The 12,617-nt window shown below is 72.0% G+C and carries 8 protein-coding genes and 2 pseudogenes; 4 read left to right on the forward strand and 6 right to left on the reverse strand.

Annotation, left to right across the window (positions count from 1 at the left end; genetic code table 11):
• Positions 1-499: 499 nt before the first annotated feature.
• From csb2 to cas3g, 3 genes are read right to left on the reverse strand one after another with little or no spacing between them, the layout of a single operon-like run.
• Positions 500-1,915 carry a type I-G CRISPR-associated protein Csb2 gene (gene csb2 / locus H566_RS0104715; RefSeq protein ID WP_028310531.1) on the reverse strand — a complete coding sequence of 472 codons (1,416 nt, stop codon included), beginning with the start codon at positions 1,913-1,915 and terminating at the stop codon, positions 500-502.
• Complete coding sequence (gene cas7g / locus H566_RS22930; protein ID WP_051378039.1) at positions 1,915-2,961, reverse strand: type I-G CRISPR-associated RAMP protein Csb1/Cas7g; 1,047 nt, start codon at positions 2,959-2,961, stop codon at positions 1,915-1,917. The genes csb2 and cas7g overlap by 1 nt, the downstream gene beginning before the upstream one ends.
• Entirely contained in the window at positions 2,934-6,425 is a 3,492-nt protein-coding gene (cas3g, locus tag H566_RS22935; RefSeq protein WP_034410472.1) for a type I-G CRISPR-associated helicase/endonuclease Cas3g, read from the reverse strand. The genes cas7g and cas3g overlap by 28 nt, the downstream gene beginning before the upstream one ends.
• Positions 6,426-6,645: 220 nt before the next feature.
• Between cas3g and H566_RS0104730 the strand changes: the two genes are divergently transcribed.
• From H566_RS0104730 to H566_RS0104745, 4 genes are read left to right on the forward strand one after another with little or no spacing between them, the layout of a single operon-like run.
• Positions 6,646-6,909 carry a type II toxin-antitoxin system TacA family antitoxin gene (locus tag H566_RS0104730; protein ID WP_028310532.1) on the forward strand — a complete coding sequence of 88 codons (264 nt, stop codon included), beginning with the start codon at positions 6,646-6,648 and terminating at the stop codon, positions 6,907-6,909.
• Positions 6,906-7,412: a GNAT family N-acetyltransferase gene (locus H566_RS0104735; RefSeq protein WP_034410475.1), complete on the forward strand. Its 507-nt coding sequence runs from the start codon at positions 6,906-6,908 to the stop codon at positions 7,410-7,412. Before H566_RS0104730 ends, H566_RS0104735 begins: the two co-directional genes overlap by 4 nt.
• A 44-nt stretch (positions 7,413-7,456) precedes the next feature.
• Entirely contained in the window at positions 7,457-8,461 is a 1,005-nt protein-coding gene (locus H566_RS22940) for an ROK family protein (RefSeq protein WP_084544831.1), read from the forward strand.
• Positions 8,458-9,135: an SAM-dependent methyltransferase gene (locus tag H566_RS0104745; protein ID WP_028310534.1), complete on the forward strand. Its 678-nt coding sequence runs from the start codon at positions 8,458-8,460 to the stop codon at positions 9,133-9,135. The genes H566_RS22940 and H566_RS0104745 overlap by 4 nt, the downstream gene beginning before the upstream one ends.
• Positions 9,136-9,192: 57 nt before the next feature.
• On the opposite strand, the pseudogene H566_RS30470 reads toward H566_RS0104745, so the two are convergent.
• From H566_RS30470 to H566_RS0104755, 3 genes and pseudogenes are all read right to left on the reverse strand, one after another.
• Positions 9,193-10,695, reverse strand: a pseudogene (locus tag H566_RS30470) (alpha-amylase family glycosyl hydrolase); the annotation flags it as partial.
• Positions 10,696-11,193: 498 nt separating this feature from the next.
• A pseudogene (locus tag H566_RS30475) lies at positions 11,194-11,718 on the reverse strand (maltotransferase domain-containing protein); the annotation flags it as partial.
• 335 nt (positions 11,719-12,053) lie between these two features.
• A complete protein-coding gene (locus H566_RS0104755; RefSeq protein ID WP_028310535.1) occupies positions 12,054-12,530 on the reverse strand; it encodes a ferritin-like domain-containing protein in 477 nt (158 codons plus the stop codon).
• Positions 12,531-12,617 lie beyond the last annotated feature (87 nt).

The following is a 12,617-nucleotide window of genomic DNA, read 5'->3' on the forward strand; positions in this document are numbered from 1 at the left end:
AGCCGGTACGTGCTTCAACGAAGTCACTCCATTCGGAGTGAATTCAGCGACGCGACAACGGAGATGTCGAGGTACGTCGCCGGGCTTCAACGAAGTCACTCCATTCGGAGTGAATTCAGCTCGGCCCATTCGGTCGCGTCGTCGTTCGCGACGCGGCTTCAACGAAGTCACTCCATTCGGAGTGAATTCAGCCGCGGTGATCGACACCGAGCGCGGCAGCTCGACCCTCGCTTCAACGAAGTCACTCCATTCGGAGTGAATTCAGCTCGTCGGTGGTGTTGGCACCCATGCGGGCCTCCATGCTTCAACGAAGTCACTCCATTCGGAGTGAATTCAGCTCCTCACTTGCAACCACCTGATTCCCCGACGGTTTTCGCGCCACTTGCGCGAACCGCCGGGTATCGGGGCTGCGGAGCCATCGCGGCCGCCGTCACCCGGCCGCATTTCCCTTTGAAATCAGCTTGTTAAAGAGCGCGCGAACCTACTAGAGAACTGCCGTTCACTTGGGGTTCGCGCAAAACAGCCCGAGGCCGTAGTGCCGCCCGCGCCCGAGCACGAGCGGCCCGCGCACCGGCTCCCGAAAGCGCAGCCGCAGGTGATACAGGATCAGGCTGCGCGCCTGCCAGCGCTTGAGCCTCACTTCGCGCAGCGCGGGCGCCTGCCGGATCAGCGGCTGCCGAGAAAACTCGGCCCCCGCCAGCAGCCCCGGATCGATGCCCGATTCGCGCAGCGCCTTGTGCAGCAGCTTGGTCATGACGCGCAGATCGCCACCGCCGAAATCGCCAGGCAGCACCATCGGCGTGACCGTCACCCACTCGCGGGCTGCGTCGAGATAGGCCGGCAGCACCGGCTCGCCCGCCACGGCGATGGGCCGGGCAATCGCCCTCGCCTCGCCCGTGTCCTCGTCCACCAGCGGCACGCCGTCCTCGCCAAGGCGGGCGGCCAGCGACAGCAGCGGCGCATGGTCGGCGGCGCGCGCGATCCACAACGCACGCCGCGCGCGGCCGTCGGCATGCTCGGCGCCGACGGTCGGCAGCGGCACCCACGAGAGCCGGCAGTCGGCATTGCCTTCCGGCGCATGGCCGGCGGCAAAGCCGGCCACTTCGTCTCCGAGCGGTTGCGCGAGCTGCATGGCGGCGTGGCGGAGCATGCCGGCGACGACCACGGCATCGGCCGGCGCGAAGCGCGCCGTCCGCGCGGCGTCGTCGGGCCGAGTGAGGCGCAGCGCGAGCACGAGGCTGCGCGGCGCGGCTTCACTCGGCTGGTAGAGCCGCGTGCCGTGCAACGCGGCCCGCTGCACCGGCTGCGCCCAGCCCTGGTCGCCGGCCTGCAAGCGGCGCTGGAAGGCCTGGAAGCGCGCTTCGAGCGCCTGAAGCGAACCGGGCACCGGCACGCGCAGCCGCGCGCCGTCGGTGCCGGGCAGGAAGGCGGCGATGTCGTCGGCCACCGGCTGCCACAGCCGGATGTCGCCCGCGCTTTGCGGCGCGGCGCCGGCGATGAGGCCGCGCACGACGCACATGTCTTCGCCCGTGCCGAGGGTGTGGACCTTCTCGGCGCTGGCGATGAGCTGGTTGGCGGCGTCGCGGTCGGCGGCATCACGCAGCGGCCAGCAGTAGCGCACCGGGCCACGCACGAGGCGGCGGCGCACCTCGCGCATGGTGGTGGCGCCGCCGCTGTCGCCGGGCCGGGCGTTGTTAGGGATGGAGCGGCGGAAGTCGATCGGCGCCGAGGCGTCGGCGGCGAGGATGACGGGCGCGGGCTGGGCTTCGAGCCAGCCGAGGCCGGGCGCGTCGATGCTCCTGTTGCCGGCGACGATGGCCTGCATGAGCCGGAAAGGCGCGGGCGGCCATTCGCTGCCGCCGTAGCTGTCGCCGAGGAAGCGCGCTTCGAGCACGAGATGGTCGGCGGCAGCCATCACTTGGCCTTGGCGCCCTTGGCCTTAGCCTTGGCCTTGGCGGCGGTGACGCGCTCCTTCTGGAAGGTGGCGGCCAGCGGTTCGAGCGCCGGAATGCCGAAGGTCTGGGCGGCGGCGGTGGCATGGGCGAGCACGGCGTCGTGGTCGAGGGTGAGCGCGGTTTCCGAACCGTCGCGCGCGACCGCGACGAGCTGGCGCGCACCGGCCGGCACGAGCAGGCAGCCCTGGCGCAGGAAGCATTCGGTCGGCATCACGAGCGCGAGCAGGCCGAGGGCGTGGATGTAGGCGGCGGCGGGCGTGGGCGGCGTGGCGCGCCGCTGGCGGGTGTTGTCGCGCAGGGCGACGAGGTTGAGCGTGGCGGTGCGCAGGATGGGGCCGTCGGCCACGACGCCGCCGAGGCCTTCCTCGGCAGGCACGTGATCCAGACCAAGCTCCGAGAGCTTGTCGGGGAAGCCAAGTTCAGCCGACCCAAATGCGCTGTTGAACGTCGCCATGCGGCGGAGCTGGCGCACGTCGCGCGCGGTGATCGTGGCGCTGAAGGCGCGCGGGATCTTGAGCTGGCTGCCCTCGCCCCGGCTCTCCCAGATGCCGCAGATCAGGCTGGTGGGCGACAGGCGCGCGATGTCGTCCGGCCCGCTGGCGAAGCTGCGCATCGCGCGGTTGGCGTCGTCGCCGAGCGTCGAGAACTGGATGCCGGCGTCGGCGATGCGATGGCCGAGCTGGAGCATGTCGAGCGTGCGGGTCTCGCCGTTCGCAAGCGTGGCCGTGACTTCGACCTTGCGCACGAGGGCGCGGTAGGCGGGCTGCATCAGCGCTTCCTCGAAGCGGTTGGCCTGCGACTGCACCGAATCGACGGTGCAGAGGTTGCGGCCGTCGGTAAGCGGACTGATGCAGTAGGTGGGCTTGTTGCCCGCGCCGAGGTAGGTGGGCGGGAAGAAGGGCGTGCCCTCGCCGTCCACCGGCCGCAGCGTCTGGCGCGCGACGAGCGCGACGATGCCGTCGTCGGTGAGGAAGCGGTTCAGATCATCAGCAGGTGCGGCGGGCATGTCGGGTTCCTTTGCGGGACGGGTTGGGCGGGGAAGACGTCTTTCATCTTTCCGCTCGGGACAAGAGCGGCCTCGTAGGCGGGGCCGGCGCCGGGCAGCAGGCCGCGCGCAGCGGCGATGGCGAGCGGGCGCGGCAGCGGCTCGGGCCAGAGCCAGTAGCGATGGCTGGCGTCTGCCGGCGGTGGGAAGAAGTGCTGGAGGCCGATGGCGGACAGCAGCTCGACCCAGGGCCGGCTGCTCTTGAAGCGGGCGTGCTCGTTGAGCGAGAAGCCGGCGTCTTGCGCCGACCAGTTGGTGGCGCTGTCGAAGCGGAACTTGGAGGCGTCGGCGCCGACGCGCGCGCCGCCGAGGGTGGGCAGGTCGGCCGGGGTGAAGTCGGGCAGATCGAGGCTCGCGGCGCAGGACGCCACGAGGCTGTCGAGGATGACGGGAGCGCGGGTCTGGCCGGCGCCGAGCTTCCAGCCCGAGCCTTCGTCCAGCCCTTCGCCGAGCCAGGGGTTGAGCGGCAGCGGCGGCAGGCCGGCGAGGCGCAGCAGCAAGGGCGGATAGGCGGCGTCGGCCATCTCGGGACGCGTGGCTTCAGTGTCGGGCGCGACGGTGGCGCCGCGCAGGCTGGCGAGCAGCGCGAGCACGCCGTCGGCGTCGATGCCGTGCAGATGAAAGCCGCCGCCCGACCAGCTCGCCTCGACCACCCTGCCCGCATGCAGCGCGAGCGCGAACAGGCCGAGGCAGGCGAGGTATTCGCCGAAGTTGGCGGCATCGACGGGCAGCGAGAAGGCTTGCGGCGCGACGGTGGGGATGACGACTTCGGCGGGCGCGGGGGGCATGGCCCACGCGGGCTGCGCCGCGAAACGCTCGGCCTCCACCTCGGCGAGCACGTCGGCGGCCTTGAGCAGCGCTTCGAGATGGGCGAGCGCCCAGGGGCCGAGGCTGGCGCCGAGCGCGGCGTAATCGCGCGCCGCGCGATCGGCCAACGCCGCGCAGCCGGGCTTGTCGCGGGCATTGCCGAGAAACACCGGGCGCGCCCAGCCGTGATGCGAGACGACCAGATGCTGCTCAAGCCGCGTGAGGCCGTCGGCCGTCGGGCGCAGCAGCGAGCCGAGTTCGTGGCGGTAGCCGTCGTTGATGGCGTTGTCGAAGCGGGCGCCGCCGGACTTGGCGAGCGGTTGCGCGAGGTCGGCATTGCCGATGGCGCGCTGCCAGCGCGACTCGTCCTTGCCGGCGTCATGCGTGACGGCGGCGCGCGGATTCGCGGCGGCGAAGTCGGCGGGCAGCGACAGCGCGGCGGCGAGCGCGTGACCCGCTCGCGCGGCGAGCTGGAGGTGTTCGCCGAGAAGGCGCGGCCGAGGCGCCAGCGCCGCCAGATCACCGGCATCCGGCGCGTGGACGCCGGGGCGCGCCTGCCAGACGCGGACGCTCAGCTCGCATGGCGCGGCGGGCGCGATCGGGCAGTCATGGAAGACGATCTGCCAGCCCTCGCAACACGCGGCCAGCAGGCCGGGCAGCGTTGCGTCGTGCCGGTCGGCGCAGGACCAGACAGGCTGTTCGTCTTCAATGGCGAGCTTCACCGTGATGGCTTGGACCACGCCGCGCTCAAGGCCGTGGGCGTCGGTGCATTGGCCGGAAACGTCGGGCACTTCGGCCGTGGCATCGGCGTCGGGCTGCCCTTGCACCGACAGTCCGCCCGCCGCGCTGGCAAACAGCACCGTGCCGCCCGCCGGGAGGCGATCGAGCCAGCGCCAGACATGGGCACCGGGCATGAGCACGCCGCCCTCCGCGAGCTGGCCTTGGGCGTCGAGCAGCAACGCGAGCGGCGCGACGCCGGCGGGCGCCTTGAGCAGACGATCGACGATGAACTTGCGCGCCCGCTCGCGCGGCAGCCGCGCGAGTTCGGCCGTCACCAGCGGCCACGCATCCAGCCAGCGGCCGACGTCGGCATGGGCGGCGGGGAGCTGGCGCCATGCGAGCGTGATGTCGGCTTCCTCGTCCACGAGGCCCTGGATGTAGGTGGCGGGCGCGGGGCAGCGAAGCTGGCCGAGGCTGAGGCTGGTCATCGCGAACATGTCGATGACCTGGGGTTCGAGCGCGCGCATCGCGGGCGCCGGGTCGCAGGCGTCGGCATAGCCGGGCTGGTCGAGCAGCGCCGACAGCGCAAGCGGGCTGGCGTCGATACCGTCGGCATAGGCTGCAAGCGTTTGCAGAAGATCGATCGCGGCAAGGCAGCGCGGGCGCACGGCCTCCGGCGCCTCCTCGCCGTTGGCGTGGATGAGCGTGATCGCGCCCGCGCCCTGGCCTCGGCGGTTGATGCGGCCGGCACGCTGGATGAGGCGGTCGAGCGTGGCGAGGTCGAACAGGCCGATGTCGGCATCGATGTCAAGGCCGATTTCTCCGGCGCTGGTTGCGATGAAGAAGGCGCTGCCGTCGTTGCCGCGACGCTCGTCGCTGACGAAGCGCAGATAGGCCGGGCTGTCGAGCAAGGCCGTGCGCTCGTGGCCGCGCATCGTGCCGGTGAGCTGGACGATGCGCGCCGGGTCGATGCCCTTGCGGCCGAGGTCGCGCGCGATGGTCGCGGCCTGGTCGGGCGAGGCGACGAAGATGGCGACGGCGCGGTTGGCGTCGCGATGCGCCACGGCGGCATCGACGATGGCGGCCGCGATGGCGCCGCCGGCCTTGCGGCCTTCGGCCGCGATGGTCTTGAAGCCGAGCCGCTTGCGCGCCGACATGCGGGCGACGAGGGCGGCGTCGCTCGCGATGTCGCACACCAGCGGTTCGCCGCCCACGCCGGGACGCAGCGTGGCGGTCATCTCGATCACATGTATCAGCGGCCGGCCGATGGCGGCGGCATCGGCGGCGGCGCGCGCCTCGATCTGCCGCAGCAGGTGGCTGAACGCGGGCGCGAGGTGGGCCTCGTCGTGAACGACGAGCGTGTCGATGCCGAGCAGGCCGGCATGCGTGGCGGCGCGCGAGCGGCCGAGTCCGTAGCCACGGAACAGCAGGCGGCTGCCGAGCATGTCAGGCGTGGCCAGGACGATGGCGGGCGTGGACGGGTCGAGGCTCCATTCGCCGTTGTCGGCGAACTGGCCGCGCAGCGTCGAAATGGCGAGCGGTTTGCCGGTAACGGACAGCGAGGCAAGCGCATCGCGCAACGCGGGCAGCTCGCCCGCGTCGAGCAGTTCGCGGATGCGCACGCAAAGCCGGGTGGCCTCGTCGACCAGCACGCGGCGATTCACGGCAAAGGCCAGACGGCGCTGCGTGGCCGGCAGGCCGGCGCGGGCGCGGGTGGCGAGCGCCGCGACGAAGATGGCGACGAGCATCGTCTTGCCGGCGGCGGTGGGCACCTTGATCTGGCGCGGTGGCTCGCCCGCGACCATCCGCGCGAAGGCGCGCCGCTGCCAGTCGTAAGGCGCCCCGACCCCGAGGCGCGCAAACAGTTCGACCAGCAACGCATCGTCGATTCCAGGCATCTTCTCTTCCTTGCAAAAATGTTTGGAAAACGATGCATGCGCGTGCTCAGCCCGAACAGTTGGACAGTTTTGGGCGCAGCGAGTTGGTGTGCGCTACCGCACAAGTCATGACCATGTCGGCGAGCGACTGGAGAACGATGGGCATCAAGCCAATTTTGTATTGACACTGCCCACACAAACCGCAACGCTCCCCCGCACCACCACCGCAACGCCGCCCACCATGTCATCCACCACCATCAACGTCCGCGCCTCGCTCGAAGTGCGCGACCTCATCGACCGCGCCGCCACGCTGCAAGGCAAGACGCGCACGGATTTCATGCTCCAGGCCGCGCAATCGGCGGCGCAGCAGGTGCTGCTCGATCAGGTGTTCTTCACCGTGTCGCCCGAGCAGCTCGACGCCTTCGAGGCGGTGATGGCGCAGCCGCTGGCCGACGCCGACGCGCTGCGCGCGCTGCTCGCGCACAAGGCGCCGTGGGAGCAATGACGCGCGCGCCGCTGTCGGCGCCCGCGCTGCTCGACGCGCATCACGACTGCTCGAGCTTTGCTTGCGAGCACGAGGCGCTCAACGACTGGCTGCGCAAGCGCGCGCTGGCGAACCTGAGGGCGGGCGCGTCGCGCAGCTATGTGGTCTGCGCGGGCAAGCAAGTGGTGGGCTATTACGCGCTGGCGCCGGGTGCGCTGCTGCCGCAGGCGGCGACCGGCGCCGTGCGCCGCAACATGCCGACGCCGATTCCGGTGTTCGTGCTCGGCCGGCTGGCGGTGGACCGCGACTGGGCGGGCATGGGCATCGGCACCGGGCTACTCAAGGACGCGGTGCTGCGCTGCGTGCAGGCGGCGGCGATCGTCGGCGGGCGGGCGGTGCTGTGTCATGCCATCGACGAACGCGCCAAGGCCTTCTACCTGCGCCATTCCTTCGTGCAATCGCCCGTCGAGCCGATGACGGTGATGCTGCAACTCGACCGCGCGGCCGACCTGCTGGGCGGCTGAACTTCGCGATGCCGGCGCGCGCCGGCCGCCCCACCCCGATCACCATGCCCCCTCCCCTCCTCGCCGCCCTCGAAGCCGGCGGCACCAAGCTCCTCTGCGCCATCGGCACGGCCGACGATGCGGCCGCCCCGCGCTTCCTCTCCCGCGCCAGCTTCCCGACCGGCGACTCGCCCGCCCTCGCGCTCGGCGCCGTGGCCGACTGGTTCCGCGCCCAGCAGGCGGCGTTCGGCCCGATCGCGGCGCTCGGCATCGCAAGCTTCGGCCCGGTCGATCTCGACCCCGCCTCGCCCGGCTGGGGCCGCATCACCGCCACGCCCAAGCCGGGCTGGCGCGATGCCGATGTGGCGGGCGTACTACGCGCCGCGCTGCCGGGCATTCCGTTGGGCTTCGACACCGACGTGAACGGCGCGGCGCTCGGCGAGCAGCGCTGGGGCGCGGCGCGCGGGCTGGCGGAGTTCGTCTACATCACGATGGGCACCGGCATCGGCGCGGGCGGCATGGCGGGCGGACGTCTGCTGCACGGCCTCGTCCATCCCGAGATGGGCCACATGCGCCTGCCGCGCCTCGCGGGCGACGGCTTCGCGGGCGTCTGCTCCTTTCACGGCGATTGCTGGGAGGGGCTGTGCTCCGGCCCGGCCATCGCGGCGCGCACCGGCCGGCCGGCCGACGAACTGCCCGCCGACCATCCGGTCTGGGCGCTCTTGGCCGACACGACGGCGCTGGCCATCGGCAACCTCGTCTGCGTGCTGTCGCCGCGCCGCGTGATCCTCGGCGGCAGCGTGCGCAAGGCGGGCGGGCTGGGCGAGGCGGCGTTCTTCGCGCGGGTGCGCGCGACGTTGCGCGAGCGGCTGGCGGGCTACATCGCGCATCCGGCACTGGCCGATGGCATCGGCGAGTACATGGTGCCGCCGCTGCTCGGCGATGACGCCGGGCTGGCCGGGACGCTGGTGCTGGCGGAACAGGCGCTGGCCGCCGCCCGGACCGCCGTGGCAGGGTTGGCGCCCGTGCCGCCCCTTTGCGCACCTTCTTCCCTTTCCGCCACGCCATGACCCTCGACCAGATCGTTCCCTGGGGCCGCTCGCTGCGCGAGTACCGCTCGATGTTCTCCCTCACCGACGCCGACCTGGCCGTCCGCATCCTCGGCTGCGCCGACGGGCCGGCGAGCTTCAACGCCGAGGTCACGGCGCTGGGCGGGCGCGTGGTGTCGGCCGATCCGGTGTACCGCTTCGCGGCCGACGGCATCCGCGCGCGCATCGCCGAGGTCGCGCCGCGCGTGATCGACGAGCTGCGCCGCAACGCCGCCGACTACCTCTGGGACGAGGCCGGCGACGCCGATGCGCTCGGCCGGCTGCGCCTCGCGGCGATGGACGCCTTCCTCGCCGACTACGACGCCGGCCGCGCGGCGGGCCGCTACGTCGATGCCTCGCTGCCCGCCCTGCCCTTCGCCGACGGCGCCTTCGACCTCGCGCTGTGCTCGCACTTCCTGTTCCTCTACAGCGCCCAGGTGGACGCGGCCGCGCATCTGGCCGGCGTGCGCGAGCTGTGCCGCGTCGCGCGCGAGGTGCGCATCTATCCGCTCGTCGCGCTCGACAACCGGCCCTCGCCGCATCTGCCGGCGGTGCTGGCGGCGCTCGCGGCGGAAGGGCTGACCGCGAGCGTCGAGCCGGTCGCGCATCGCTTCCAGAAGGGGGCGACGGAGATGCTCAGGATCGTGCGGGGCTGACGGAGCGCGGGCAGCCCTGCCCGTGCGCAAACGGCGCGATTCGCGCGCCTGCCCGCCTCACCCCCGCGTCACCCGCCACACCCCGTAAGGCGCAAACCACGGGTCCAGCCGCATGTGCTGGACCTTCCCCGTCCATGTCCACTTGTGCCCGGTCATCAGATCCTCGCCCGCGAGGCTGGCGTGGTCGGGCAGGTCGAACAGCCAAAGCGGTATTTCGAAGTCGGCTTCCTGGGCGTGGTGCGGGTCGAGGTTGATCGCCACCAGCACGAAGTTGCTCATGTCCTCGGTCGCCTTGGCGAAGTAGAGGATGTTGTCATTCCAGCAGTTGAGGAAGCGGGCGTTGGTGTGGGTGTGGAAGGCCGGGTTCTCGCGCCGCACGCGGTTGAGCGCGGTGATCTCCGCAATGATGTTGCCGGGCGCGTTCCAGTCGCGCGGGCGGATCTCGTACTTGTCGGAGTCGAGGTATTCCTCCTTGCCGGGCACGGCCGCCGCCTCGCACAGCTCGAAGCCGGCAAACATGCCCCACAGCCCCGACAGCGTGGCCGCGAGCGCCGCGCGTATCAGGAAGCCGGCGCGCCCCGAGTCGTGCAGGAACTTCGGATTGATGTCGGGCGTGTTGACGAAGAAGTTGGGCCGGAACACGTCGCGCACAGGCGGCGTGGCCAGTTCGGTCAGGTACTGGATGAACTCCTGCTTGGTGTGCCGCCACGTGAAGTACGTGTAGCCCTGGGTGAAGCCCGCCTTGCCGAGCCGGTACATCGGCTTGGGCCGCGTGAAGGCTTCGCTCAGGAAGATCACGTCCGGATGCCGCCCGCGCACCTCGGCGATGAGCCAGCGCCAGAACGGGATCGGCTTGGTGTGCGGGTTGTCGACGCGAAAGATCTTCACGCCCTCCTTCACCCAGAACAGCACCACGTCGCGCAGCGCGATCCAGAGGTCGGGCATGGCGTCGGCGGCGTAGAAGTCGACGTTGACGATGTCCTCGTACTTCTTGGGCGGGTTCTCGGCGTGCTTGATCGTGCCGTCGGGCCGCCAGTCGAACCAGCCGGGGTGCTGCCTGAGCCAGGGGTGGTCGGGCGAGCACTGGATGGCGAAGTCGAGCGCGAGTTCGAGGCCGTGGTCGGCGGCGGCGTCGCGCAGATGGCGGAAGTCGTCGAGCGTGCCGAGTTCGGGGTGGATGGCGTCATGGCCGCCGTCCTCGCTGCCGATGGCGTAGGGGCTGCCGGGGTCGTCGGGCGCGGGCACGAGGCTGTTGTTGCGGCCCTTGCGATGGCTGAGGCCGATCGGGTGGATGGGCGGGAAGTACAGCACGTCGAAGCCCATGTCGCGGATCGCGGGCAGGCGGGTGATGACGTCGGCGAACGTGCCGTGGCGCTCGGGGCTGGTGGTGATGCTGCGCGGGAACAGCTCGTACCAGCTCGCGAAGTGGGCGAGCGGGCGTTCGGCGTCGACGGCCACGGGCGGCTCGACGCGGGCGAGGAAGGCGCGGTCGAGCGTGTCGTGCACGACGGCGGCCAGCTCGGCGGAGAGCAGCAGGTCGAGCGCGGCGGGGTCGATGGCGAGCGGGGGTTTGGCGGCGAGGTCGGGATGGGCGGGGGCGTCGCCCCAGGCATGGGCGCCGCTGGCGAGTTCGGCGTCGCTCGGAGCGAGGTCGAGCGTGGACGCGGCGCCGAGCACGGGGCCGGAGACGGTGTCGTGGCGCGCGGCGGTGGCGATGAGGTCGTCGCTGGCGCGGGCGACGCGCTCGGCGAGGTCGGGGCCGACGGCGGTCATCGCCGCACCTGCGGTGCCGCTCGGGTCGTCGTCGGTGGCGGGCACGTCGCTCGGGGCGGCGGCACCTGGCTTGCCGGCCGCGCGACGCCTGGCGTCGGCGCCGGCGGCGCCGTCCGGGGCCGCGCCGGCCGCTTCGGCGAGGGCGACGGCGGTGGGGTCGGCATCGCAGACCGGCGCCGACGCCGTCGTGCCCGCCTCGACCATCCGCAGCGCGGCGGCACGCGCCGGCGCGGGATGCTCGCGCGCGCCGCGCCGCTTGCCGTGCGCGCGCGCGCCAGCCGAGGCGGGCGGGCCGACCAGGCGGTCGAGCGTGTCGAGCGCCGCGTCGATCACGTCGGCCTGGGCGCTGCTCGCGCCGGCGCGCGCGGCGTGCAGCAGCTGGCGCGCTTCCTCGACCTCGATGCCCACCGGCACGCCGGCGGCGCGCTTGCGGGCGAGATGGTCGGCGAGCGTGGCCCAGCGGTCCCACCACGCTTCGATCATGTATTCGTGCCGGCCGAGGCGTTCAAGCGGGAAGCTGCCGCGCCAGCGGTCGTTGACGTCGAGCGCGAGCGGCGCGGACTGCCAGTCGGCGCTGTCGGTGGCGCGCCAGAGGATGCGGGCGGCGAGCTTGTCATGGCCGTCGGCATAGATGTCGGCCTCGACCGTGACCGTGTCGCCCACGCAGCGCTTGATGGCCGCGCAGTCCGGCCCGGCATCGGGGTCGAGCGCCTCGATGATGATGCGCGGCTCGCGCGCCGCCGCGAGCGCTGCCTTCTTGCCGCGCGAGGCGGGCTGGAGGATGGGCTTGCCGAAGATGGGTTTGAGCATGGCGCCGCCTTTTGTCGCGCTAGCCCCGACTGTCCCGTGCGAACGTCGGACTGCGCCGACGCGCCGGCTCCGCAAAGCACGAAGCCCGGCGCGGGGCCGGGCTTCGGAAGGCTTGCTGCGGGATCGGGCGAAGGCGTGTCCGCTCTGGCTTGGGGCGGCTGCCGGTGCCTGACCGGCGCGCCGCCCTGCTGCACCGCAGTGTGCGAGCCGCGCGGCACGGCCGCCGGCCGCGATGCAAATGGTTGCGGCTGCTTGCGGATTGCGATGCGCCGCCGGCCGCAGGGCCAGCGGGCCGGCCGGGCGGCTGCCTGAAGGCCGGACGCCGGCCGCCGCCGTCAGATCACCGGCAGCGCCTCGCCCTTGCGATGCAGCTCCAGCCAGCGCGTCAGCTCGCGCACATGCTCCTCCTCCTCCACCGCGAATTCCTTCGCGAAGCGGCGCACCTCGGGATCGGTGGTGGCGACGGCGATCGACTGGTAGTAGGCCAGGCTCGACGCCTCGGCCTCCAGCGCGATCTCCAGTGCCTGGCCGCGACCGAGCTGCGGATCGGCGGCCCAGATCGCGGCCGTCTCGGGCGACTCGATGTCGGGCCACTGGTAGTCGTCATGCGCGAGATCGGGAATCTCGCGGTAGCCGGCGCGGCTGCGCGCGTCGGCCAGATGCATGCGCGAATAGTCGGCGAACTGGCGGAACAGCCTCGATACCTCGGTGTTGCCGGCGGTCTTCATCGCGTCGGCGAGCTGACCGAAGCGGTCGGCGGCGTCCTGCTCGATGCGCACGGCATGGGCCAGGAATTCTTCTACGGTCTGCATGGTTCTCTCCACAGTGGCGGGGCGCCGGGAAGGCCACCCGCACCTGGAGTGTGGTCTCTTGCAAGCGTCTGCATAACCCGGAAAAGA

The sequence above is a fragment of the Derxia gummosa DSM 723 genome (genome assembly GCF_000482785.1).
Lineage (GTDB): Bacteria > Pseudomonadota > Gammaproteobacteria > Burkholderiales > Burkholderiaceae_E > Derxia > Derxia gummosa.